Origin of the sequence: Sedimentisphaera cyanobacteriorum, assembly GCF_001997385.1 — a bacterium.
Classification (GTDB): Bacteria; Planctomycetota; Phycisphaerae; order Sedimentisphaerales; family Sedimentisphaeraceae; genus Sedimentisphaera; species Sedimentisphaera cyanobacteriorum.
The window spans coordinates 2,127,706-2,153,575 of the sequence record NZ_CP019633.1; the positions used below are offsets into that span (position 1 = coordinate 2,127,706).

A 25,870-nucleotide genomic window follows, 5' to 3' on the forward strand; every position below is an offset into this window, starting at 1 on the left:
TTTGTTGACTAAAAAACGTTTTTTTGTTATAAGTCCGTGGTTTGCTGGGGAAAGTTTGCGCATTTTTCGCAAATTCCTTTTTAATTAGTATGTTTTATTCGCAGCAGAACTATATATAGAATCTTCCGGCAGGTGGAAAACCTCGCAGGTTTATTATGGAACTTGAAGATCTCAGAAAAAAAATCGACCAGATAGACTCCCGTCTTGTGGAGCTTATCAACGAGCGCGCTAAGGTTGTCGTGGATGTAGGCAAGCTTAAGCGGCGTGACGGGAGCGTGCCTGTTTACGCTCCGGACAGGGAATCTCAGGTTCTCTCTAAGATATGCGAGCTGAATAAAGGCCCGCTTCCGGATAAAACACTCGTTGCAGTCTGGCGTGAGCTTATGAGTGGGTCATTCTTTATTGAAAGGCCGCTTAGGATATCGTTTCTCGGCCCTGAAGGCAGCTATTCGCATCAGGCATCCATGAAGAAATTCGGTCAGAGCGTGGATTATGTACCTCTGGCAGATATCAGGGGCGTTTTTGATGAGGTTGCCCGCGGACAGTGCGATTTCGGTATGGTTCCCGTGGAGAATTCCTCAGGCGGAGGCGTTGTGGAAACGCTCGATGCCTTCCTCGAAACACGGATTATGATATGCGCAGAGATGGAAATGCCCATCCACCACAACCTGCTCGCCAAGTGCAGGCTTGAAGAGATTGAAAAGATATACTCAAAGCCCGAGGTGTTTGCGCAATGCCGCAACTGGATTACAGAGAATCATTTCGAAGGAAAGATTATCACCGAAGCCTCTACCGCAAGAGCAGCTGAGCTGGCCGCAGAATCTGAGAAATGCGCTGCGATAGGCTCCTCGCTTGCAGGCAGGATATACGGCCTCAACGTGCTCTATGAGAAAATCGAGGACAAGCCGGACAACGTAACCCGATTCCTGATTATTTCAAGCCGCGATACGCCCAAAACAGGCGACGATAAAACTGCAGTCGTATTCACAACCCCCCACAAACCCGGAGCACTTTTCGATGTGCTCGGCGTGTTCGATAAATACGACATCAATCTTACGAGAATAGAATCCCGCCCGAATAAAACGAGGAACTGGGAATACCACTTCTTCGCAGATATAAACGGGCACAAAACCGATGAAAATATTATCAAAGCACTTGAAAAACTGCACGACAGGACAATACAGGTTCAGATACTTGGCAGTTTCCCCAGATATACGGGCGAACCGGATTAGTAAATAAACTTTTATAAGATACTACTTCTAAAACAGATAAATGGAGCATATTATAATGAGAAAACCATTCATAGCAGCAAACTGGAAGATGAATACCGACAGTCAGTATGCATTAGAGCTGGCATCAGGGCTCGAAAAGGCAATCGCAGATATTCAGGGTGTGGACGTGGCAGTATGCCCGCCATTTGTTTATCTTCAGTCTGTTGCGAAAAGCCTTTCTGTTGACGGTAACGTTGCAGTTGGCGCGCAGGACGTATATTTCGAGGGCAACGGCGCATTCACTGGCGAGATAAGCTGCGAGATGCTCAAAGATGTGTGCTGTTCATACGTTATCACAGGCCACTCAGAGAGAAGGCATGTAATAGGCGAGAGCGATGAGCTTATCAACAAGAAAACCAAAGCTGCACTTGAAGCCGGACTGAAACCGATTCTGTGCATTGGAGAGCTTCTTGAGGAAAGAGAGGCCGACAAAACCAGTGAAGTTTGCGAAATGTTGAACCGTCATATCTGCCTGATTTTCAAAAGAGAGGCCGACAAAACCAGTGAAGTTTGCGAAAGGCAGCTTCGCGAGGGGCTCAAAGGCATCAGCGAGCAGGAGCTTGCTAACGTAACTATCGCTTACGAGCCAGTTTGGGCTATCGGTACCGGTAAAACCGCCACATCAGATCAGGCGCAGGAAGTTCACGAGTTTGTAAGAGGCGTAATCGCCGAGCTATACAGCAAAGAAGCTGCTGAAAATATCATCATCCAGTACGGCGGTTCTGCTAAGCCTAAGAACACCAAAGAGCTGATGAGCTGCAAGGATGTTGACGGGCTTTTAGTAGGCGGCGCTGGGCTCAAGGTTGACAGCTTCTATGAAATGGTGAAAATAACCGAAGAGCTTTATAAGTAAGTATAAGGGGATTGTGCCTTTATACCCTTTCAGTTTTTTAAAGAAATAATAAAAGCCTTGCGAACCGGCCTTATACAATGGTTTGTTCGCCGGCCTTTGAAGGAAATTTTAAAGGAAAACAAATGCTTCTACCATTTGCCAAAGTACCGGTAATAATGAGTATCATAGCGGTGATATGGGCTCTCTCTGGCCTTCTGCTGATACTTATCATCCTTATACAAAAAGGTAAAGGCGGAGGGCTAGGTTCTGCATTCGGCGGTGCCGGTTCTACGAGCCTTCTGGGAACTAAGACCGGAGACTTCCTTACGTGGGTAACGATAGGGCTTGTTTCGGTGTTCCTTATTTTCAGTGTGGTAATGGCGAAATATTACCGCCCCAGTGATCTGGAACAGCTCAAACAGAAAGAGCCGGATATTGAGGCTGTTGATGAGTCTATGCTTATAGACGAAGAGGCAGAAAAATCCGGCCAGAGCGAAACAGGTCAGCAGGAAGCTGAGCAAACCGGTGAGGATATTGAGAGTCAGCTTGAAAGCTCTGCTGATGAAATTCAGCAGTCTGCCGAGCAAAGCGCCGGTGAAGCAGAAGAGCAGCTCAAATCGATTGGCAGTGAGGCCGCAGAAAAGGCAGCCGAGCAGCAGGACAATACAGAGTAAAGCTGCTTATATATAAAAAAATAATTACAGGGCAGCAGTGAGAAAACTCTCTGCTGCTCGTGTAGTTTGAAATAAGCATTCATCTATTTTAAAGGTTTTGCAATGCTTTACAGTATGACAGGTTACGGCGAGGCTTACCTTGAGAGCTGCGGGATGGCTTTTTCTGTACAGGTTCGTGCGGTGAACAACAAGTTTCTCAAAACCAGCCTGAAAATCCCTGAAATGCTTTGCTTTCTGGAAGAACGGATTGACAAACTGCTCAGGGAACAATTCACGAGAGGCTATATAACCCTCACGCTCTCAGTTAAATCCCTTGAAGAGAAGCCGCTGATAGACTTCAATCAGTCTGCACTGAACTACTATATAAAACAGCTGAGCAGCTTTTCAGATAAGAGCAGCATGCTTAGGATAAACGCCGCCAACCTTCTGCATCTTCCCGGCGTGATAGAGGCTTATGATATAGATGATGAGCAGAAAGCAAAGATTACGGATGCGGCTGTTGAGTTAGTAACAAACGCCTGCGACAAGCTCACCGCAATGCGAGGAGAAGAGGGAGAGGAGCTGAGGAAGGATCTTCTCAAAAACTGCGATGAGATTGAATCTTTCCTGGACGACATTGCCGGGAAGGTTTCGATTGTAGTTAAGGAATATTCAGAGAGGCTCCGAAAAAGAATTAATGAGCTCTTGAAAGATGGGAAGATAAGCGTTGAAGAGAACACCCTGATCAGGGAAACAGCTGTTTTTGCAGACCGCTCAGATATCTCGGAAGAGGTTTCAAGGCTGAAATCGCACATAAAGCAGTTTCGTGATATCAGCGAGGATGGCAGGGGAGTCGGCAAGAGGCTGGATTTTCTTGCTCAGGAGATGTTTAGGGAAGCAAATACGATAGGCAGCAAGGCCTCGGATGCCGGGATATGCCAGCTTGTTGTAGATGTGAAAAGCCGGATAGACAGGATTAAAGAACAGGTTCAGAATGTCGAATAATGGCAGACTTTTTGTAGTAAGCGGTCCGAGCGGTGTAGGCAAGGGCACTATTGTAAAAAGGCTCGATAAGTCTAACGCTGTATTAAGCGTTTCTGCCACTACAAGACAGCCCGGAAAGGGCGAGAAGAACGGGATTGACTACTGGTTCATCACCCGCAGCGAGTTTGAAGAACGCATCGAAAAGGGACTTTTCCTTGAATATGCCGAGGTGTTCGGCAATCTTTACGGTACGCCCACAGACAAAACGCAGGAAGCTGTGGAAAGCGGGAAGGACGTGATTCTCGAGATAGACGTTCAGGGCGGGCTGCAGGTGAAAAATAAGTGGCAGGAGGCTGCGATGATATTTATAATGCCTCCTTCACGAGAAGAGCTGGAAAAGAGAATACGCAGCAGAGCAAGAGACAGCGAAGAGATTATAAGCAAAAGGCTTGAAGAGGCGGACAAAGAGATTGAAATCGGCAAAAGTCATTACGAGCATTTTGTAGTGAATGACGTGCTTGATAAAGCCGTAAGTAAAGTACAGACAATAATAAACTCATATTAAAATAAAGGTCTTTATTATGATTGAAGCACTAAAACGAGACGAGATATATCAAAAGGTTGGCGGGAGCTTTAAGCTTTCGGCTCTGCTACAAAAGAGGATGCGCGAGATTATGGACGGGGCACGCCCGCTTATCGAGGATACAGCAGACAAAACAGTGATAGAGATCGTTGTTGAAGAAATTCTCGAAGATAAGATAACATACGAAATAGAAGAAGATTAGAAGAAGGCATTATGCAGGGTAAGAACGTACTTCTCGGAATAACAGGCGGGATAGCAGCCTACAAAGCAGCGGACGTAGCTTCTCGGCTTCGTAAAAAAGGCGCATCGCTGAAAACCATTATGACCGAGAACGCCTGCAAACTTATCCAGCCCAAGCTCATTGAGGCGGTAAGCGCAGGGCCAGTTTACACATCTATGTGGGATTCGAAAGATAATATTATCACTCATTTGGATCCTGTAAACAGCAGCGATTTGATTCTCGTAGCCCCTGCTACAGCAAACATTATTGCTAAGATGACACACGGCATTTGCGATGATCTTCTCAGCTCGGCATTATGCGCAGGCTGGGACAGAAATCTTTTCATCGCTCCTGCTATGAATAATAATATGTGGAACAATCCTGCAACCCAGAGGAATATCCAGCTCCTGAAGGATTCTGGCGTAAAAACCATCGGCCCGCAGTCCGGCCATCTCGCCTGCGGGACAAGCAATATAGGCAGAATGACAGAGCCTGAAGAGATTGTGGAAGAGCTTTGCAGTCATATGGGGCAGGGCGAGTAGCTCAGTGAACTGCGTTTTATTTTTCATCCGGCTTTGATACAAACCATATCCGACTTTTCGCAAAAGCCGGTGATTTCGGCTGTTTAAAAATCGCTTAATTTCAGAAAACTGCGAACTGAACCGGAAAATCTGAATAGATAATACAATAACTGCTGCGGAAACTCCGCAAGCATTTTTTTAAAGTTCAAAAAGCTGATTGTCATTAACAGCTCTATCTGTAAAATACTCTGTAAAATGTTAACATTAATTTCGGGTTTTTATCGTGAGAAACAGATTAAGCATAATTGCTGCGGTTCTGCTGATTTTATTTACAGCTGCATACGCTGGAGAAGACTTAAACAAAGCCTGCATTGCAATTTCAAAAGGAAATTTCAAAAAGGCGGAGAAAATAGTTCAAAACAGCTCGGAAGAGGGCATTGACAAGGCCGAAAATCTTCTGGGCAGCTATGAGAAGTTTTCTGAAAGCCGTGAGAAATTCCGCAAAGACAAATACAGCGAGAAGCAGCAAGAGCTCCAAGAACTCATTGACGACTGCCTTAACGGGAAGGAATCAAATATCCTCAAGCTTGATGAATTTGCTGAGCAGTACGTTGAGGAAAAAGAAAAAGAAGAGGATGCAGAAGACGAGCAGGACTCTGATAGCCCTGAAAACATAACTCCTCCGACCGCTCCAAACAGCCAGGATGAGGAAGAAAAAGACAGCGAAACAGAAGCTCTAATCGATTTCTTTGTTGCGATGAGCAATGTCAAGGAATACGCATCAGACAAGCAGCATGAGGAGCTGCTTAAAAGCGAGCTGATGGAAAACCTCAAGGAAACTGCAATCTCCAAGGCGATTGAACTGGAAGACAAAGGCAAATGGGCAGAGTCTTATACCGGCTGCTACTACTGGCTGAATACTCTCTATGAAGATAATCAGGAGTATGAGGACAAGGCTGATAACCTTCTTGAGAAGATGACTGTGAAAAGCAGTTTTATTGATTCTCCCTGCGAAACAGCCGAAAACAGGGCAGAGGGCATCGAGCTGATTATGCTCAAGCGGACAATCAAAGTGCTTACGTACACATACATTACCCCGCTGGATTTCGAAAAAATGCTGCATGCCGGGCTGGACAGATGCATCACGGTTGCGGAGGTTCTTTCATTCCCGGATGAAGACATCGCAGTAAGCTACGACAGAAGTGGGATTAACGATTACTTTGCAGGTGTGCGGAATATAAAGGAAAAGTACACCTCTTCAATACTCGAAAACTACTACCATACCCAGGTGTTTCAGGCGTTTAATGAAGTGCTGGCTTTGAACAAAAAGACGCTTAAACTTCCTTCTGAAGTTTTAATAATGCACTTTACCGAATCACTGCTCAGCGAGCTGGATCCGTACACAAATATCGTATGGCCGTTTTTCGTAAAGGAATTTCAGAAATCGATCACTCAGGAATTTTCGGGTATCGGAGTTGAGATAAGCAAGGAAGGAGGAAGGCTAATAGTAAACAGCCTTCTTCCAAACACGCCTGCATTCGGCTCCGGCCTTGATGCTGAGGATGTTATTCTTGAAGTGGACGGGGTGTCCACTGAAGGAATGAGCATCAACTGCGCTGTTTCAAAGATCAGCGGGCCTGAAGGTACGACCGTAAGCCTTAAAGTGCGTCATAAGGGTTCGGACAAAACCGAAATCATAAAGATTGAGAGGGGCAGAATTGTCGTTCCAACCGTTAAAGGCTGGAAGAGGCAGAAAGAGGAAGACTGGTCATACCTGATAGACGAGGAAAACAAGATAGGCCTGATCCGCCTTACGAGCTTCTCCGAAGCAACAACAGAGCAGATGAAAAAGGCCATTGAAGATATGCGCAAAGATGCCCTCAACGGCTTGATTTTAGACCTCAGATACAATTCGGGCGGCCTGCTTTCAACAGCCGTTGATATCGTTGATATGTTCATCAAAAAAGGGCCGGTCGTAAGTACCAAGCCGCGAATGGGGATGCCCGAAGAGCATTTTGCCCAGCACGAAACATTCCTGCCGGACTGCCCGCTTGTGGTTCTGATAAACGAAGGCTCGGCCTCCGCATCGGAAATTGTATCAGGAGCACTGAGCGACCCAAGATATGAGCGTGCCACTCTCGTTGGTTCGAGGACATTCGGCAAGGGTAGCGTTCAGACTGTTACAGCAGCTCCGGGCAAGGGGGCTCAGCTGAAATATACGATGGCATTCTATTATCTGCCTTCAGGGCAGCCTGTAAAAAACCGCTATCAGCTTGAAGAGGCGGGCAGGAAAGACTGGGGCATCGCACCGGATGTGAAGCTTGAGATGTACGGAAGCGAATTTGAAGACTACTTCGATGTTCAGCAGGGCAACGACATACTTGTACAGGACGGTCATGTATTCAGCGAAGAGGAAGACCGAAAGAAAAAACACAGTGCAGAAGAAACAGTGAACTCTGATCCTCAGCTTGAGATGGGACTTATCGTTTTGAAAGCCAAGATGCTTGCTGAGGGTATGGATGTAAAATTTTAAGTCAGCTTTAGGGAGGCCTTCAATGAGCGGCAAAATTGTTCTGGTAGGACTTGACGGGGTACCTGTAAAGGTTATAGAGAAATTCGTTGAGATGGGGGTTATGCCTAATATGGCAGAGCTCATCGATAAAGGCGTGTTCCGGCAGACATCCTCTGCTATACCTGAAGTATCGAGTACGGCTTGGTCTTCTATAATTACCGGCAGGAACCCGGGCGAACACGGGATATACGGGTTTACCGAGCTCAAGCCGAATTCTTACCAGCTCACCTTTCCGAACTACAAAAACCTTAAAGCAAGCCCTTTCTGGGATGAATGGCCGGGAGAGTCTGTTATAATCAATGTACCCGCTACCTACCCTGTAAGAAAGATGAACGGGGCTCATATCTCAGGCTTTGTATCGATAGATATCGACAAGAGCGTTTATCCTCCAACAATACTCAACGACATAAAAAGCTACGACTACCGCCTTGATGTGGATTCAAGGAAAGCCCATGAATCGATGAACGCTTTTCTCGATGATGTTGAGGCAACGCTGGATGCGAGGATCTCTGTGTATAGGTATCTCTGGAACGAATACAACAACTGGCAAAACTTTATGCTCGTTTTTACCGGCACAGACCGGCTTATGCACTTTATGTTTGATGCTTTTGAAGACGAGAAGAGCAAATACAACAGCGCCTTCACACTGCATTTCAGCAGGATCGATAAAATCTTAGGAGAGATTGCCTCAATGATGGACGAAGACGATTTGCTCGTGCTTATGTCCGACCACGGCTTCGAGAGGCTTGATTACGATGTATATGTAAATAATTTCCTTGCGAAAAACGGTTATCTGGAATTCGCCGGCAAGCCCGGCTGGGAAAATATCGCCTACCACAGCAAGGCCTTCGCCCTCGACCCGGCAAGGATATACATAAACCTCAAAGACAAGTACCCGCAGGGAAGCGTTTCAAGGTCAGACAGGCCTAAGGTGGTAAAAGAACTTATGGAGCTCTTTGCACACTGGAAAATAAACGGCAAGAAGGTTGTGAAGGATATCTATCGCGGCGAGAATATATACAGCGGCCCCGAGGCCAAGCACGGACCGGACATTGTGCTAGTGGGCAATGGCGGATTCAACCTCAAAGCCTCTTTCGCAACAAACAAGATATCATCAAAGGGTATATTTACAGGAAAACATACTCAGGACACTTCCTTTGCCCTGTTCGCCGGGCTTAAAGACGATTCGATACTGCCCGATAACCTTTCAATAGATCAGATTATTCCGCTTATCGAAAAGGACAGGGGCATTAAACGCATAAGCAGCCCCGGGCGAAGATGAAACCGGATTTTGACAAAGTTATTGATAAATCCGGCACCTACGCGCTCAAAGAATATAAATACAGAAGAAGCGAGTGTCTGCCGATGTGGGTGGCGGATATGGATTTTGCATGCCCCGAGCAGGTGCTTGAATCGGTAAAGCAGAGGGCTGAACACCCAATTCTCGGATATACCCTTGCCAAAGAGCTGGACGAGATTATCACAGAAAGGATGGATGAATTTTACGGCTGGAAGATTCAGCCTGAATGGATTGTCTATACAGCAGGCGTTGTATCGGGGATAAACTGCTCCTGCCGAGCAGCGGAAAAAGCAGGCAGAGCCGTGGTGAATACACCGATTTACCCGCCATTCTTGAGCGTTCCGCCGTTTCAGGGGCTGAGCTTAGAAAAAAACCGGCTCGTTTTCAGCGGCAGCAAATGGGAGATAGACTTCGAAGACCTCCAGCAGAAGCTCTCAGCAGGCAGTGAAGCTCTTTTGGTTTTCTGCAATCCGCATAACCCCACAGGAAGATGTTTTAACCGAAAAGAGCTTGAAAGGGCAGCCGAGATTTGCCTCGAAACGGGCTCGATTATCTGCAGCGACGAGATACACTGCGAGCTTCTTCTTGGTGAAAGCAGGCATACACCCATTGCCTCGCTGGGAAAAGATATCGAACAGAATTCGATTACGATGATGTCTCCTTCTAAAACGTTCAACCTAGCGGGGATGATGACAGGATTTGCGATTATACCAAACAAAGCGATAAGGCGGAGATTCGCTTATGCCAAGGAAAACCTCTCATCTCATCCAAACGTATTTGGCATAAAGACAGCCAAAGCTGCATATCAGCATGGTGAAAACTGGCGTAAGGCCCTGCTTGAATATCTCACAGAAAACCGCAATCTAATCACCGAACGGCTTGAGCAGTACGGGATTGCCCCTGCGAGCCCGAGGCCACATATCTCTACTGGCTTGACTGCACAAATACTGGCTTGGAAAACCCGCAAAGACACTTCGAGAGATTCGGCGTTGGCCTTTCAGACGGCGTACACTTTGACGCCCCGGGCTGGGTTAGGCTTAATTTCGCCTCGCCCCGAAGTATTTTAGGGCTCGCTCTTGAGCGCATAGAAAAGGCCCTGAATAGTCAGAGCCTTTAAGGTAAAAAAAAATAGAAAAGTTGTTTTGCTTTAGTACATATGGTTTAAGTCTCTCGAGGCTTCCAGAGCCTCCATCGTATCTATTGGAGCGCCCGGGTCATTCTCCTCTGCCATCCACTTATCAAGCCTGTCGCTGAGCCTTTGCTTAATTGTAGCGTATTTGGGGTCTTCTGCAAGGTTTTTCAGTTCGTACGGGTCTTCAGCGGTGTTGTAGAGCTGTTCTGCGGGCCGGCGGGTGTATCTCTCCACAAGCTCGTACATATCTTCATTATTGAAACAGTTAGACACCCACGAATGCCAGTAATCCATATTGCCCATCAGGTGCTTTTCAATGTATATTCTGTCGGGGCTTAGATTCCGAATGTATCTGTACTGCCCGTCAAAGACTGTCCTGATAGGATAAGGAGGCCCTTCCGGTACGTTGTTGTGAATCCCGTACACATAATCGCGGTGTTTATCGGTATTGCCTTTTATCACCTCAAGAAAGCTGCTGCCGTCAAACTTAAACTGATTCGGATTTGCGCCGCCCAGATCGAGTATGGTAGGCAGGAAATCACAGTACTGCACCATAGCATCTGTCCGCTTGCCTGCCGGAGTAACTCCCGGCCAGCGGGCAATGAGTCCTGTATGCACTCCGGTATCCCAGTTTGTCCATTTGTTCCCCGGGAACTGCGAGCCCTGCTCGGAAGTAAAGAGCACAAGGGTATTCTCTGCCTTGCCGGTGTCTTCAAGGGCTTGAAGAACATCTCCCACCTGCGAATCCATATATGTTATTTCCGCGAGATACTTGCCGAAATTCGTACGTGTTTTCGGTGTGTCTGCAAGGTTTGGCGGGAGCTTTATCTCGTTATTCGGATACTGGCTCGCATCGCCCATAACCCACGGAACGTGAGGCTCAACAAGGGCTACCGTAAGATAGAACGGGGCAGAATCATCTTCCATAAAACGCTTGATATACTTGGTATCGTGAGGGTTGGTGGGGTTTCTAACGCAGTTTTGGTCGAAGCCGTCGAGGAATTCAAACGGGAAGGCAGTTTCCGGCCTGATATGCCTTTTGCCTGCAAGACCCGCACGATAGCCGAGTTTGTCGAGATAGTGCGGAGCTGTTTTTATATCCGGCCTGCAAAAAGAATGATTCCAGCTCGCCCCATTGCTTATCGGATAAAGCCCGCTTTGAAGCTCAGACCGGCACGGAACGCACATCGCCTCTGAGAGATAGGCTTTGTTAAACACAAGCCCCTGGCTTGCAAGATTGTTGATATTAGGCGTTAGAGCATTTTGCCCGCCGTAAATGGGCAGATCGTTGTAGGTGCAGTCGTCGGCCATAATCAAAAGCACATTCGGGCGAGAATTATCCTGCGAAGCCGCTTTGCTGAGCGTCCCTCCCGCCGCAGCGGCGACAGCAGAGCTCAGGGCGTACTTTAGAAAATTTCTTCGTTTCATTTTTTTTTCGAACCTCTCTAAGTTATTGGTTTTTGTGTTTTCTTACATATTTCCACTGACGCTTCTTTGCGTTAAGCTCTGTTTCTATGCCTTTATCGCCCTGCTGAGCCATCCATTCATCGAGTTTTGCCTTGAGGCGTTTGAAAGTGTCTTCATAGCCCGGGTTGTCTGCAAGGTTGTTGATATTAGCAGGGTCTGCGACTACATCGTAAAGCTCGAATTCAGGGCGATGCTGATATTTATGGGTAAAGTGCCTGGCGTGCCTGTCGCCCTTCTGGGCAAGCTCCATCATAGACTTAAACTCAGGATAAGGCCTTTCTGTGAGCATATTCTGGAATTCGTTATCCGGCATCAGGTTCCAAATAAGACGGTAGCGTTTATCTCTCACTGAACGGATCGGATAAGGCTCTTTACTGTAGTAAATGCCTCTGGTTGTCTGGAGACCGAATGTATATTTCTTGTGCTTGTCAGTTTTGCCTGTGAGAAGATTCAGCATACTCCTTCCATCGAGAACTTCAGGCACATTCCCGCCCGCTGCTTCAATGAAGGTAGGCGTTACATCCACATATTCCACGATTGCATCGCTCTCGCTGCCAGGCTTAACCTTCCCTGGCCAGCGGACAATCATAATCGAACCGAGCCCGTCTTCATAGCATGTCCATTTGGCAAACGGAAGAGAATTTCCCTGCTCCGAGACAACCATTACCATCGTATTATCTGAGAGCTTGTGTTTATCGAGCAGATCGAGAATATGTCCCACCTGATCATCGTAGTATGTTATCTCAGCGAGATATTTAACCCACCTTTTACGCATAATCGGCGTATCGGGCAGATATGGAGGCAACACAATCTTATCCGGGTCGTACTGAGAAGGGTCGCCTTTGTTCCAAGGCGTATGCGGCTCATTAGAGCACGCAAACAGGCAGAAAGGAGTGTCCTTTTCTGTGCACTCAGAAAACATTTTATCGACAGCTTTCATATCAGGATTGTGCTTCTTCCCGCTGTACTCAAACGGAAAAACGCTTTCGGGCTGTATGTGCCGCTTGCCCGAGAGGGCAACCCTGTAGCCGAGGGGTTTTAGGTAATGAACTATGCTCTTTGTCCCCTCCTTTGCGCAGGTGTGATTCGGATATGCCCCGCTCTTGACCGGATACAGTCCTGTATAGATGTTGTGCCTTGTGGGCGAGCACATCGGGGCGGCCTGAAAGCAGCTGTTCATCTTCATTCCCTGCTTTGCGAGTCTGTCTATATTGGGGGTGTGGGCATCGCCGCCGTAGCAGCCTATATCACGAAACGTGCAGTCGTCTGCCATAATGAAAACGAAATTCGGCTTCTCTGAATGCCCTGCTGCCTCAAGCAAACTTCCAGCTCCAAGACTGAAAGCGGCTGCCGAGGCGTATTTCACAAAATCCCTTCGTTTCATTTTTATTTGTTCCTGTTTTGTTTTACATTTTTCCATTTGCGTTTATCTGCATTGAGCTCGGTCTCTATGCCTTTATCGCCCTGCTGAGCCATCCACTCATCAAGCCTTGCCTTGAGGCGTTTGAAAGTGTCTTCATAGCCCGGGTTGTCTGCAAGGTTGTTGATGTTTGCAGGGTCTGCTTTAACATCATAAAGCTCAAACTCAGGACGGTGCTGATATTTATGGGTAAAGTGCTTTGCGTGCCTGTCGCCATTTTCTGCAAGCTTCAGCATAGACTTAAACTCTTTAGACCTCTCAGTTGCAGCATTTTCGAATTTGTTATCAGGCATAAGATTCCAGATAAGCCGGTACCGCTCATCCCTAACAGACCGGATTGGGTAGGGCTGTTTGCTGAAATGGATTCCGTTAGTTGTCTGGATGCCGAAAGTATATCTCTTGTGTTTGTCTGTTTTGCCTGTGAGAAGATTCACCATACTCCTGCCTTCAATCACATCGGGAACTTTTCCTCCCGCAGCTTCGATGAAGGTAGGCGTTACATCCACGTATTCCACGATTGCATTGCTCTCGCTGCCCGGCTTAACCTTCCCGGGCCAGCGGACAATCATAATTGAGCCCAGCCCGTCTTCATAGCATGTCCACTTGGCAAACGGAAGGGCATTGCCCTGCTCTGAGACAACCATCACAATAGTATTTTCTGCGAGGTTGTGCTTCTCGAGCAGATCGAGAATCTGCCCCACCTGCTTATCAAAGTATGTTACTTCTGCGAGGTATTTGGTAAGAGATTCACGAACAACAGGCGTATCCGGTATATAAGAACGCAGCTTCAAATCCTCCGAATCATACTTTGAAGGATCGCCTTTGTTCCACGGCGTATGAGGCTCATTTGAACACGCAAACAGACAGAACGGACTGCCGTTTTCGTTTGAATCGTGGAAAAGCTCGTCTATTACCTTCATATCGGGGTTGTTGTTTTTTCTGCTGTATTCAAACGGAAAAACGCTTTTGGGGTGTATGTGCCGCTTGCCGGAAAGTGCAACCCTGTAGCCCAGAGGCCTTAAATAATGAACAATGCTCTTTGTGCCATCTTTTGCGCAGGTGTGGTTCGGATGTGCCCCGCTCTTAACCGGATACAGACCGGTATAGATGTTGTGCCTTGTAGGCGAGCACATCGGGGCGGCCTGAAAGCAGTTGTTCATCTTCATTCCCTGCGTTGCGAGCTTGTCTATGTTGGGCGTATGAGCCTGCCCGCCGTAGCAGCCGATATCACGGAATGTGCAGTCGTCTGCCATAATGAAAACGAAATTCGGCTTCTCTGAATGCCCTGCTGCCTCCAGCAAACTTCCAGCTCCGAGGCTGAAAGCGGCTGCTGAAGCGTATTTTACAAAGTCTCTTCGTCTCATTTAATCGCCTTTCTTATATTTAGCGTTTTACTTTTCTGCCCGGCTTTGGAATGCAGTTTACTCTCTCTGCCCATTCATACCACTTTTGTGAGAGCTCTTTAACCAGCTCAGGCTTCTTCTCTGCAAGATCGTTAAGCTCTGTTCTGTCTGCTTCAAGGTCGTAAAGCTCCCATTTGTTTTCGTCTTCCCAGAGCTTATGGCGAACCGCTTTCCACTTGCCCTTCCTCACGGCTGCATGATACTCGTGTTCGAAGAACATATATTTATGGCCTTCTCTTTTTCCCGTAATTATTGCCGGGACGAGGCTTATGCCGTCAGATTTGTGCACGTCATTGCCTTTGAATTTCTCGGGATATTTTGCTCCCGCTAGGTCGGTGCAGGTAGCCATAATATCAATCAGATAGCCTGTTTCGTGGGTTATTGTGCCTTTTGTTTTAGCTGTAGCTTTAGGCCAGTGGGCTATAAGAGGCGTTGCAATTCCGCCTTCGTGAACATAATGCTTGTATCGCCTGAAGGGCGTATTCGAGGCATTAGCCCATGCACGGCCGTAAGAGATGCAGCCGTAGTATTTCGGATTGTTTACCCTGTCCAGCGGGGCTCCGCCGAGCTCGCCGCCTTCTGCACAACCGCCGTTGTCGCTCATAAACAGAATAAGCGTATTGTCCAGCTTGCCCTGCTTCTTGAGCGAGTCAACGAGCTTGCCTACGTTGTAGTCCATTGAATGCACCTGAGCGGCATAAACCGCCATGCGGTAGTCCATTTCGTCTTTCTTTTTCTCGCTGAGCGAATCCCAAGGCCTTGCGTCCCTCGGAGCCATTTCCCAGTCTTTCAAGAGCCCCATCTCAATCTGACGCTTGTTTCTTTCCTCGCGAAGCTTATCCCAGCCCTTCATATACTTCCCGCGGAATTTCTCCACATCTTCCTTTTTCGCATGCAGCGGCCAGTGAGGGGCGGTGTAGGCCAGATACAGGAAGAAAGGCTCCTGATCTTTCTGCTCTTTAATGAATTTTATCGCATTATCTGTGAATGCATCGGTGGTGTAATAGTTGGGGTCGTTTATTTCTATTTGTTCATTATCCCGTGTGATACCCCTCGGATGTTCGGGGCGGAAAAAGTTTGAAGCTCCGGATAATATGCCGTAGAATCTGTCGAAACCTCGCTGGAGAGGCCAGAGATGCCTTTCGGACATCCCAAGATGCCATTTGCCCGCCATATATGTATGATAGCCGGCGGTTTTCAGGACTTCTGCAATGGTAACATTGTTCTTATTCAAAAATCCGCGATAGCCTACCGCTCCTTTGTCGTGCTTTCTTGTTCCGGGAGGGTTTGTCATATGCCCGATTCCGGTTTGATGCGGATGAAGGCCGGTCATTAGGCTTGCACGCGTTGGGCAGCATCTTGCTGTATTGTAGAATTGGCTGAAACGAACTCCGTTTTGGGCGAGTTTGTCGAGATTGGGGGTGTCGATTTCGCCGCCGTAGCAGCCTATATCTGAATACCCCATATCGTCAACGAGCACAACAACTATATTAGGCCTGTTTGCGGGAGCGGCCATTCCGTAGCTCCCCGCTGAGGCAGCAATAACGCCTGCACCTGCTGCCTTGAGGAAATTTCTTCTGCTTAAAACCTTATTGTCCATTTATTAAGCTCCATATTATTAAACATAAAGAACACTTTTTATTCTTTAACGCGAAAAATTAATTCCTGTAATATTAAATACCAGCTTGCAATGAATTTTTTCAAAAAAAGAATAAAATAGCGGTTTGAAAATATAAACTTTAAGCATTTTGCCTTTTCTGAAAGCGGAGGTTCGATAAAAAATATGAAACAAATTAACAGCTTTGAACGTCTATAACTAAAAAAGGAACAGAAAAATGATCAATATACTTAAAATGTATCTCTTTATTACTGCTTTTTGTTTAGCCCAAACAGCGCAGGCTGAGTATGACCCGCTTTTGAAGGGAGAAAGCGGTGAGTATATAACTCAGGAGCTTAATGTTTGCTATGGCGCAGCAGATAGAGAGATTCCGGTACTGGTTTACCGCCCCGAAAATGCCGAGGCAAGGCGGCCGGCCATATTGTTCAGCCATGGGCTGGGCGGTTCCAGATACGGCTGTGAATATCTCGGGAGGCATTGGGCTGGTGCGGGTTTTGTTTGCTTCTTTTTGCAGCATCCGGGCAGCGACAGCTCGATATGGGAAGACTTGCCAGCTGGAGAGAGGCTGAAAGCCTTTAATCAAGCCGCTAACGGGAAAAACTATATGCACAGAATAAACGATGTTCGGGCTGTGCTGGATTTTATAGAAAAGAAGGCAAAGCAAAAGCATGACTCGCTGGGTAAAATCATAGACCCAAACTCTATCGGGATGTCCGGGCACTCATTTGGAGCTGTTACCACACAGGCAGTAAGCGGGCTGAGCGCGTGGAATGGGCGAAAGGTTTATTCGGATGACAGAATCAGGGCAGCTATAGCTCTGAGCCCTTCAGTGCCCAAGAATTCATCTGCTGATGAGGCTTTCGGCTCTGTTAATCGCCCTTGGATGCTTATGACAGGCACGAAAGACCAAAGTATAATCGGAACTGCATCTCCGGAAGAGAGGTTAAAGGTGTATGAAGCCTTGCCGGCGGGGGATAAGTATCAGATTGTTCTTCATAACGGAAAACACCTTGCATTTACAGATCGTCAGCCCCGAAAATGGGGAAAAAGAAACCCCAACCACCACACAATAATAAAGGCAGCGAGTACTGCGTTTTGGGATTCATACTTAAAAAATGACCCGCAGGCGAAAGAGTGGCTTGATGGGGATAAGATTGCCGCTATCCTTGAACCAAAGGATAAGTGGCAAAAGAAATAATCCGAAGCGGTTGGAATTAGGGGCAGTTTAGCTTGCGCTGCGGTTTTAGATCGTACCTGCAATGGAATAATTGGTTTTGAGCCACGATTCTCATTTTTTTAAACCACAAAGACCCTAAGGGCAGGAAGAATTTTATAAATTATTTTCAGACAATTTTTTACATTCAATAAATATTTGTGAAATCAGTGTAACCTGCTGATAATAAACATCAAAGCGGCATAAATCTATTTGATTTTAGTCTGGGATAAACCGATTATTCATTAAAAATAGTAATACTTGAATGATAATGGAATTTTGTTAGTATTTAAAAAGAGCAGCCGGGTGTGTTGAACCCGGCTAATGGTAAAAGGTGTCTGTAATTAGTGTAGTGTTGGCTTTGTGTTTGATATTTTATTATTGATATAAAAATATCAAACTTATTTTTTAAGTCAAGCAAATTTTAGGAAAATTTATGAAAAAAATTCGTGCGGCAGTTATCGGAGCTACCGGCTATACAGGCAGAGATACCATAGAAATACTCCTCAGCCATCGTTTTGCTGAGGTTACCTATCTCACAGCCTCATCAGATGATTCTGTGCCGGCAAGCAGTATGCACCCTCGGCTTACAGGCCGCTGCGGGCTGGATATCGAGCCGTTAAATTTCGACAAACTCGCAGATACAGCAGATGCTGCACTTTGCTGCCTTCCGCACAAGGTTTCTATGGGATTCGTCCCTCAAATGCTGGAAAAGGGGCTTAAGGTTGTCGATTTCAGCGCTGATTATCGGATTAAGGATGTTGAGGTTTATCAGGAGCATTACGCCCCGCATACCGACAAAGACAATATAGCCCGCGCAGTTTACGGTCTTCCTGAGCTGTACCGCAGCGAGCTTAAAGGAGCAGACCTTGCAGCCAATCCGGGCTGCTTCCCCACAGGTTCAATCCTTGGTATAGCTCCGCTTCTGAACTCGCAGGTCATAGATCCGAGCGATATATGCGTAAGCGCTGTAAGCGGGGCAACAGGAGCCGGCAAGAAGCCCTCGCCCGGACTGCATTTCCCAAACCACAACGAAAACATCCGTCCGTATAAAATCGGCTCGCACAGGCATATGCCCGAGATCGAGCAGATTTGCGCAGCAGTTGCAGGAGACGAGGTTAATGTGCTTTTCCAGCCGCATATTGGAAGCTTCGACAGAGGCATTATATCCTCTATCTACACCCGCCCTGTAAAAGATTTATCGCAGGCAGAGCTGGAGGATTTATTCAAAGATTTCTATGAATGCGAACCTTTCGTGCAGGTTTTGGATAGTCCCCCGGAGGTGAAGAACGTTGCCAACACGAACTACTGCCATATATATCCGGCAGCGGTTAAGGGCAGAATTGCTGTTTTCACCGCTATAGACAATCTTGTTAAGGGTGCTTCCGGACAGGCAGTCCAGAATATGAATATTATGTTCGGGATTGATGAAAAGGAAGGCCTGCTTTGATACCGTTTCCGAAAGGAGCAGTATGAAATTAGTTTTACTCTCAGACATTCATTCTCGCTTTCCTCGAAGCGATGAGCTCGAATCAGAGCTCAAAACAGCCGATGCAGTATTGATTTCCGGCGATATAACCGGCTTCGGTTCCTACGATGAAGGCGAGGCGATTATCAAACACATCAAGAAATTCTGCAAGAGCGTGTTTGCAGTAGGGGGCAACTGCGACACATTTGAGATTGCCCGTATGATTGAGAATCTCGACGTCAGCGTGCACGGACAGGCAGGAAACGCGGGCGGACTTTGCGTTACAGGAGTTAGCGGAGTTGAGCGGGGCAGAATGCCTTTAAACTTCTACGACATCCTTGAAAACTCCATCGCATCTGAGAAAAACTGCCGCAAACTTGCGGTTATATCGCACGAACCTGCATTCGGAACAGACCGCTGCGGGAGAAGCAGTTCACGAAAGGGAAATAGGAATATCAGGGAATTCGCTGAGAAATATCAGCCTGTATTAGCCGTGAGCGGGCACGTTCACGAGGCTTGGGGCAGCCAGAAAATAGGCAAAACCGTTTATATAAATCCGGGGGCTTGGCTGGAAAGACGCTTCGCAACTGTTATGCTTGATAATAACCTCGAATTTTCCGGAGCGGAGTTTCACAGCTGAACTTCAGCTCGGAGTGGCAATTAGATTTTTTCAGTGCAGCACGCAGAAGAATCGGCTGCACATTTTTTAAACCTTGGAATTTGAAATGAATAAAAACCACGTATCTAAAATCTCTAAACAGCTTAACGTTAGGCAGGAGCAGGTTGAATCAGCTGCCAAACTTTTGGGCGAAGGATGCACCGTACCGTTTATCGCAAGGTACAGAAAAGAGGCCACAGGCAATCTTGATGAAGTGGCGATTACTTCTGTGCGGGATACGCTCTCTCAGCTTGAGGAGCTGGATTCAAGGCGAGAAACAATCCTCAAAACTATAGAAGAGCAGGGCAAGCTTACTGACAAGCTCAAGGCCGAAATAATGGCCGCTGAGACGCTCTCCAAGCTTGAAGATATATACCTTCCCTACCGCCCCAAGCGAAGGACAAGGGCAGCAATGGCAAAGGAAAAAGGCCTCGAGCCGCTTGCTGAATTTCTGCTTAAACAGTCAGATCAAAGCATCGAAAAAGAGGCTGAAAAATTCATCGAAGAACAGAAGGAAGTGCCAGATGCCAAGACAGCCCTTGCAGGGGCGAGGGATATTATTGCCGAAAAAATAAACGAGGATGCAGAGATACGTGAGAAAATCCGTGAGCTGTTCAGCAGTGAAGGCAGATTCGTAACGAAGGTTGTTAAAGGCAAAGAAGAGGAAGCGGAAAAATTCAAGGACTATTTCGAATGGTCTGAGCCGGTGAAGACAGCCCCTTCTCACAGGGTTTTGGCTATGCGCAGAGGCGCTTCTGAGAAACTGCTCACCCTGCATATCGAGGCGCCCTCAGATAAAGCGGCTGAGATAATCGAAGAGAGGTATGTTGCAGCAGAGAATGAAGCGGGAATGCAGGTTAGAGCTGCGGGAGAAGATGCCTTCAAAAGACTGCTTAGCCTTTCAATGGAAACTGAGATTCGAATGGAAACCAAAAAGCTCGCTGATGAAGAGGCGATTAAGGTGTTCAGCGAGAACCTCCGCGAGCTCCTGCTCAGCCCTGCTCTCGGGGAGAAAAGCGTTCTCGCCCTAGACCCGGCCTTCCGGACAGGCTGCAAGTTAGTATGCCTTAGCAGGCAGGGCACACTGCTTTATGATGATGTGGTTTACCCGCATACAGGCGAGGCAAAGCGCAAAGAAGCAGAGGAAAAAATCAAGTCTCTATGCGAGAAATACGAAATTGAAACAATCGCTTACGGCAACGGAACAGCAAGCCGGGAGACAGGCGAATTTCTCAAGGCTATAGACCACGGCAGGGATATTCCGGTGGTTATGGTGAATGAATCTGGCGCTTCGGTGTATTCTGCCTCGGAGGCGGCAAGGGATGAATTCCCCGAGAAAGACGTAACTGTGCGCGGGGCGGTATCAATCGGCAGGCGTCTTATGGACCCGCTTGCAGAGCTGGTGAAGTTAGACCCTAAATCCATAGGTGTGGGGCAGTATCAGCATGATGTAGATCAGAAGAAGCTCAAGGCAGGCCTTGACGATACAGTAATCAGCTGCGTGAACAGTGTGGGCGTGGATATAAATACAGCCAGCAGGCAGCTATTGACATACGTATCAGGTCTCGGGCCTGCGATTGCAGGCAGGATAATCGAATACCGCGATACCAACGGGGCTTTCTCAGGCAGAGAAGAGCTTCGTAAGGTTTCGGGAGTGGGGGATAAATGCTTTCAGCAGTCTGCCGGCTTCCTTCGGATTAGAGGCGGAAGCAACCCGCTCGATGCAAGCGCTGTGCATCCGGAGTCTTACGGGATTGTGGAAAAAATTGCCTCGGATATAGGCAGCTGCATTAGCGAGATTATTGCAAACAGGCAGCTGGTTTCCAAGATTGAAATCGACAAATACATAACTGATAACATTGGCCGGCCAACATTGCTGGATATAAAAGAAGAGCTTCTAAAGCCCGGCAGAGACCCGCGTAAGAAATTCGAGATTTTCAGCTTTGCTGAAGGGCTCAGCGATATAAAAGACTTAAAGCCCGGGATGAAAATTCCAGGCATCGTTACAAACGTTACCGCTTTCGGGGCTTTTGTGGATGTTGGGGTGCATCAGGACGGGCTCGTGCATATCAGCGAGCTGGCAGATAAATTCATCAAAGACCCGATGGATGTGGTGAAGGTTCATCAGAAGGTGATGGTTACCGTGGTTGATGCTGACCCTGAAAGGAAACGAATTTCTCTGAGTATGCGAGCAGCACCGGGGAAACCTGCCAAACCAAAACAATCCTCTCAAGGCAATGAAAACCGCAAACGTAACAGAAAACCGGAAAACAAAAAGCCAAAACCTGACAAAAAAAACAAAAACCCAAACACATTCGGAGAAGGCCTGAATATTGAGCTTTGACAATAGGTTTAATAAAGGCGATAATTTTATAATACCGTTTTGATTTTCCTTAAGTAAGCGTGAAAGATTGGAATATGAATAGATACCTTGAGCTAAGCATTGAATATGCGAATCAAAGGTCTTACCTTGATGATTTGTTTTCTGTTTATCCTACTATTCCTGAAGGTATCAGAGATATAGACCAGCAGGCTTGGGGCAAGGTAGAAGCCGCATTCAATGAGGGCAATAATTACGAATTGATTAGACGCCTTCTTGAATTTGATTTATTCCCAATAAAGGACAGTTATGTAGCGTACCTGCGGCGAGATAAAAGCGCCTTGGAAAGAAACCCTAAAACAACAAACAGATTGGCTGGCCGGCTTTATGAGATGGGGTTGGATTTGATTTATCAGAAATGCAGCGAGGCAAAAGAAACTAACCGCCAGATAGGGCCTATGTTTCGAAAATGGGCGGCAAGCAAATCTTTAGGTCTCATGCCCTGTTCTTTGGAGGAATTTGTCTCCAATAATGAAGATGCTGTTCTTAAAGGCAGTGATGTACATTTGATGCGATTCGCAAAAGAACATTTAGGATATAATCACAATAAAGGGCTTGACTTAGTTGCAAGATTTAATGGTAAATATGTAATCGGAGAAGCAAAATTCCTTACAGATTTCGGCGGACACCAAAGTTCACAGTTCAGAGATGCTCTGGCAACGCTGAATGCTGAGGTTGATGCGGTTGCTGTAGCGGTATTGGATGGCGTATTGTACATCCCGGGAAAAAATAAAATGTACACAGAACTAACTGAAATTTATGCTGAAAAGAATATAATGAGTGCATTGCTGCTTAGAGAATTCTTGTACAGCTTATAAGGTTGAAATGAAAAATCTTTTGATAAAAGGCGAAAATCTGGAAGCTTTGGAGCTTCTGATAAAAGAAAGAGGGCTAGAAGGCAGTATAGACTTAGTTTATATAGACCCTCCCTTTGCAACTGGAACGGATTTTAAGGTTTCTTTGAATCGCAGCTCAACTGTAAGTTCATCCAGAACAGGCAGTCTTGCATATTCAGACAAAGTGAAGGGAAGCGAGTTTATAGAATTCCTGAGAAAAAGGATGCTCCTTCTAAAAGAGCTGCTATCAGAGAGAGGGTCTATATACCTTCATACTGATTGCAAGATTGGTCATTATGTTAAGATAATGATGGACGAGGTTTTTGGGGTTGAGAATTTCAGAAATGATATAACTCGAATAAAATGTAATCCCAAAAATTTCAACCGTACTGGATTCAGTAATATAAAGGATATGATACTTTTTTATTCTAAAGGAAAAAATCCAATCTGGAACGAACCCCGTGAAGATTATTCTGAGAAAGACAGGGAAAAGTTGTTTCCTAAAAATGATTCGAACGGCAGGCGATATACTACAGTGCCGATCCACGCACCCGGAGAAACGAAAAACGGCAGGTCTTCGCAGGAATTCAAGGGAATAAAGCCGCCAGCAGGAAGGCATTGGCGGGTGGATGTGGAAACTCTGGAAAGCTGGGATAAACAGGGGCTGCTGGAATGGTCTTCCAGCGGCAACCCGAGAAAAATAATATATGCAGACGAAAAAGAAGGCAAGAGAGTTCAGGATATATGGGAATTCAAGGACCCCCAATACCCTACTTATCCAACTGAAAAAAACTCTAAAATGCTGGAGATGATAATTAAAACATCTTCCATAGAAGCGAGCACGGTTTTAGATTGTTTCTGCGGGTCTGGAAGTACGCTCAGAGCTGCAGAAAGACTCAACAGAAGCTGGATTGGAATAGACAGCTCTGCTCAGGCAATAGAAACATCGCAGAAAAATATTAGTAAAGACTTTTCTGCAAATGCTCTTTTCGATTCCTGCAGCGGCTATGAAATGTTAGATATTTCAGAACAGACAATGGTTTAATAAAGAATTTAATAATTATGGCGGATAAACAGAAAAGCTGGCAGCACAGGCTGGAAAATACTCCCGATGAGCTTGCGATGAATTTCGTGGAGTCATTATCGTACGACAGAAGGCTCTACAAATACGACATTCAGGGTTCAATCGCCCATTGCGAAATGCTCGAGAAGCAGGGGCTGATGAGCAGATCTGAGCGTGAGGCGGTAGTTAAGGGGCTGCTGGAAATACAGGCAGAGATTGAAGCGGGCAGCTTCGTGTTTGATGTATCTCAGGAAGATATACATATGGCAGTTGAGGCGGCGCTGATTGAGAAGACAGGGGACGCAGGCCGCAAACTGCATACAGGCAGAAGCCGGAACGACCAGATAGCAACGGATATGCGGCTCTGGATGAGAGACCAGATCAGCGCGCTGCTGGATAAGCTCGCCGGCCTGCAGACGGCATTTGTTGAGCTAGCAGAGAAATACACCGAAGACGTGATGCCATCCTATACCCACCTCCAGCGGGCGCAGCCGATTGTGATTGCGGCATACCTTCTCAGCTTCACCGAGCAGTTCGAGCGGGACAAGGGCAGGCTGAAAGACCTTGCTGTGAGGGTGAATATCTCGCCTCTGGGCAGCGGGGCTGCTGCCGGGTCCACTTTGCCGATAGACCGCGAGATAACAGCAGAAAAGCTCGGCTTTGCCGGAATAACTCAAAACAGCATAGACGCTGTTTCAGACCGCGACTTCTGCGCGGAATTCGCTTTTGCCTGCTCGATGATTATGACCCACCTCTCCAAACTTGCAGAGGATTTCATAATCTTCAGCTCAACAGAATTCAGCTTCGTGAAGATCAGCGATAAATACTGCACTTCATCGAGTATGATGCCGCAGAAACGAAATCCCGATATGCTTGAGCTCATCCGAGGGAAAGCAGGGAACGTGTTCGGCTCGCTGAGCTCGCTTATGATGATGCTCAAGGCGCAGCCCAGCACATACAACCGCGACCTGCAGGAGGAGAAGATCCATATCTTCAATGCAGCGGATTACGCGGAAAACTGCCTTGAAATGGCAGCGGCCATAGTTTCTAATACGCAGTTTCGTACGGATAAAATTGCCTCGGGTATAGACGAGGGCTTCCTCGATGCCACGAGCCTCGCTGAATATCTCGTGAAAAAGGGCGTACCTTTCCGTCAGGCGCACGGGACAGTGGGAACTGCAGTAGCCCTTTGCGAGAAACGTGGGCTTAAGCTTGCCGAGCTGGAGCTGGATGAATTCAAGAAGCTCTCTGATGCAGTGGAAGAAGATGTGTACGAAAGCCTCACCGCTGCAAATGTTGCCAAGGCCTATACAAGCCCTGGAGCAGCGGGGAAGGCGCAGTCTGAGGAGAGGATTCGGTATTGGAAAGAAAAACTGCAAGGGTAAAAGATGAAAAAACAGAAGGTTGCAGACTTATACGAAAAGAAAAAAAACAGCGAGCGGTTTTCCCTTATAACCTGCTACGACTACACAATGGCGCGAATCCTCAGCAAAACAGGTGTTGATATGCTGCTGACAGGCGATTCTGCCTCGCAGATGGTTCTGGGAGAGAACAACACGCTCAATATATCTGTGGATATGCTCATTGCCCTAACTAAAGCAGTAAGAAGGGGAGCCCCCGATAAGCTCGTTGCGGCGGATATGCCTTTTATGTCTTACCAGCCTTCAATAGAGAGGGCGCTTATAAATGCGGGCAGATTTGCTGCCGAGGCGGAGGCAGATGCTGTGAAGATTGAATCCGGCTGGCCGCAGGTGGAAACGGTGCGTGCTGCGGCAGAAAGCGGAATCTGCGTTATAGCTCATATTGGCCTGAGACCTCAGTCTATTGGGCTCAAGGGCAGGCCAAAGGCAGAAGGCACTTACGCAGAGGATGCCGCAGACCTTATCAGGCTCGCACTCGCCCTTGAACATGCGGGGGCAGGGTTTATCCTGCTTGAGGCAGCTGCAAGGGAAACAGCGGAGCTAATGCAGCAAAAGCTTTCTATTCCGCTGATCGGCTGCGGAGCAGGGCCTGCCTGCGACGGGCAGGTGCTTGTGGTTAATGATGTGATGGGGATGTTCGACGGGCCTTCACCTAAATTCGCAAGGAAATACGCCGAAATCGGCGCCAGCATATCTGCTGCTGCAAATGCATATCACGAGGATGTTATTTCAGGCGCATACCCGCAGGACAATGAATGCTACCACATCAAACCCCGAGAGAAACAAAAGCTTGATGAGATGCTGAAAGACCTGTAGCCTGTTTACGCTGGACTGCAACCATTAAAAACAGGCTTA

General features: G+C 47.1%; 22 protein-coding genes. 18 read left to right on the forward strand and 4 right to left on the reverse strand.

Translation table 11 applies throughout. The features are described from left to right. Positions 1-155 precede the first annotated feature (155 nt). From pheA to L21SP3_RS08725, 10 genes are all read left to right on the forward strand, one after another. Positions 156-1,232: a prephenate dehydratase gene (pheA, locus tag L21SP3_RS08680; RefSeq protein WP_077540632.1), complete on the forward strand. Its 1,077-nt coding sequence runs from the start codon at positions 156-158 to the stop codon at positions 1,230-1,232. Between the two features lie 55 nt (positions 1,233-1,287). Further along, on the forward strand, positions 1,288-2,124 hold the full coding sequence (tpiA, locus tag L21SP3_RS08685) for a triose-phosphate isomerase (protein WP_077540634.1): 837 nt from the start codon (positions 1,288-1,290) through the stop codon (positions 2,122-2,124). Between the two features lie 122 nt (positions 2,125-2,246). Further along, the gene (gene secG / locus L21SP3_RS08690) at positions 2,247-2,777 is read left to right on the forward strand and encodes a preprotein translocase subunit SecG (RefSeq protein ID WP_161488160.1); all 531 of its coding nucleotides are present in this window, start codon (positions 2,247-2,249) and stop codon (positions 2,775-2,777) included. Between the two features lie 102 nt (positions 2,778-2,879). Then, the gene (locus L21SP3_RS08695; RefSeq protein WP_077540638.1) at positions 2,880-3,761 is read left to right on the forward strand and encodes a YicC/YloC family endoribonuclease; all 882 of its coding nucleotides are present in this window, start codon (positions 2,880-2,882) and stop codon (positions 3,759-3,761) included. Continuing rightward, complete coding sequence (gmk, locus tag L21SP3_RS08700) at positions 3,751-4,305, forward strand: guanylate kinase (protein ID WP_077540640.1); 555 nt, start codon at positions 3,751-3,753, stop codon at positions 4,303-4,305. Before L21SP3_RS08695 ends, gmk begins: the two co-directional genes overlap by 11 nt. Before the next feature lie 16 nt (positions 4,306-4,321). Then, complete coding sequence (locus L21SP3_RS08705) at positions 4,322-4,525, forward strand: DNA-directed RNA polymerase subunit omega (protein ID WP_077540642.1); 204 nt, start codon at positions 4,322-4,324, stop codon at positions 4,523-4,525. 11 nt (positions 4,526-4,536) lie between these two features. After that, positions 4,537-5,085, forward strand: a complete 549-nt coding sequence (locus tag L21SP3_RS08710) for a flavoprotein (RefSeq protein WP_077540644.1) — start codon at positions 4,537-4,539, stop codon at positions 5,083-5,085. A 262-nt stretch (positions 5,086-5,347) separates the two neighbouring features. Continuing rightward, on the forward strand, positions 5,348-7,597 hold the full coding sequence (locus tag L21SP3_RS08715) for a S41 family peptidase (protein ID WP_077540646.1): 2,250 nt from the start codon (positions 5,348-5,350) through the stop codon (positions 7,595-7,597). 22 nt (positions 7,598-7,619) lie between these two features. Then, positions 7,620-8,918, forward strand: coding sequence for an alkaline phosphatase family protein (locus tag L21SP3_RS08720; protein ID WP_077540648.1), 1,299 nt, complete (start codon positions 7,620-7,622; stop codon positions 8,916-8,918). Beyond that, entirely contained in the window at positions 8,915-10,003 is a 1,089-nt protein-coding gene (locus tag L21SP3_RS08725) for a MalY/PatB family protein (protein ID WP_077540650.1), read from the forward strand. The genes L21SP3_RS08720 and L21SP3_RS08725 overlap by 4 nt, the downstream gene beginning before the upstream one ends. Before the next feature lie 80 nt (positions 10,004-10,083). On the opposite strand, the gene L21SP3_RS08730 is transcribed toward L21SP3_RS08725, so the two are convergent. Genes L21SP3_RS08730 through L21SP3_RS08745 form a run of 4 tightly spaced genes read right to left on the reverse strand, consistent with a single transcriptional unit; the run spans position 10,084 to position 15,958 of the window. Further along, on the reverse strand, positions 10,084-11,496 hold the full coding sequence (locus L21SP3_RS08730; protein ID WP_077540663.1) for a sulfatase family protein: 1,413 nt from the start codon (positions 11,494-11,496) through the stop codon (positions 10,084-10,086). A 22-nt stretch (positions 11,497-11,518) separates the two neighbouring features. Further along, positions 11,519-12,919 carry a sulfatase family protein gene (locus tag L21SP3_RS08735; protein WP_077541915.1) on the reverse strand — a complete coding sequence of 467 codons (1,401 nt, stop codon included), beginning with the start codon at positions 12,917-12,919 and terminating at the stop codon, positions 11,519-11,521. A 2-nt stretch (positions 12,920-12,921) separates the two neighbouring features. Beyond that, entirely contained in the window at positions 12,922-14,319 is a 1,398-nt protein-coding gene (locus tag L21SP3_RS08740) for a sulfatase family protein (protein ID WP_077540665.1), read from the reverse strand. Positions 14,320-14,338: 19 nt separating this feature from the next. Next, a complete protein-coding gene (locus L21SP3_RS08745) occupies positions 14,339-15,958 on the reverse strand; it encodes a sulfatase-like hydrolase/transferase (RefSeq protein WP_077540667.1) in 1,620 nt (539 codons plus the stop codon). Between the two features lie 235 nt (positions 15,959-16,193). Here L21SP3_RS08745 and L21SP3_RS08750 point away from each other — a divergent pair, with 235 nt between their 5' ends. From L21SP3_RS08750 to panB, 8 genes are all read left to right on the forward strand, one after another. Further along, complete coding sequence (locus L21SP3_RS08750; protein ID WP_077540669.1) at positions 16,194-17,174, forward strand: alpha/beta hydrolase family protein; 981 nt, start codon at positions 16,194-16,196, stop codon at positions 17,172-17,174. 451 nt (positions 17,175-17,625) lie between these two features. Further along, a complete protein-coding gene (argC, locus tag L21SP3_RS08755; RefSeq protein ID WP_077540671.1) occupies positions 17,626-18,639 on the forward strand; it encodes an N-acetyl-gamma-glutamyl-phosphate reductase in 1,014 nt (337 codons plus the stop codon). Positions 18,640-18,661: 22 nt separating this feature from the next. Further along, positions 18,662-19,297 (forward strand): metallophosphoesterase family protein, encoded by a 636-nt coding sequence (locus L21SP3_RS08760; protein ID WP_161488161.1) that lies wholly within the window; start codon positions 18,662-18,664, stop codon positions 19,295-19,297. Between the two features lie 85 nt (positions 19,298-19,382). Next, positions 19,383-21,659 carry a Tex family protein gene (locus L21SP3_RS08765; protein ID WP_077541917.1) on the forward strand — a complete coding sequence of 759 codons (2,277 nt, stop codon included), beginning with the start codon at positions 19,383-19,385 and terminating at the stop codon, positions 21,657-21,659. 74 nt (positions 21,660-21,733) lie between these two features. Continuing rightward, a complete protein-coding gene (locus L21SP3_RS08770) occupies positions 21,734-22,513 on the forward strand; it encodes a restriction endonuclease (protein ID WP_077540676.1) in 780 nt (259 codons plus the stop codon). 7 nt (positions 22,514-22,520) lie between these two features. Next, on the forward strand, positions 22,521-23,576 hold the full coding sequence (locus L21SP3_RS08775; protein ID WP_077540678.1) for a site-specific DNA-methyltransferase: 1,056 nt from the start codon (positions 22,521-22,523) through the stop codon (positions 23,574-23,576). A gap of 17 nt (positions 23,577-23,593) precedes the next feature. Beyond that, entirely contained in the window at positions 23,594-24,979 is a 1,386-nt protein-coding gene (argH, locus tag L21SP3_RS08780) for an argininosuccinate lyase (protein ID WP_077540680.1), read from the forward strand. Positions 24,980-24,982: 3 nt separating this feature from the next. Next, positions 24,983-25,831, forward strand: a complete 849-nt coding sequence (gene panB / locus L21SP3_RS08785; protein ID WP_077540682.1) for a 3-methyl-2-oxobutanoate hydroxymethyltransferase — start codon at positions 24,983-24,985, stop codon at positions 25,829-25,831. Positions 25,832-25,870: the final 39 nt, after the last annotated feature.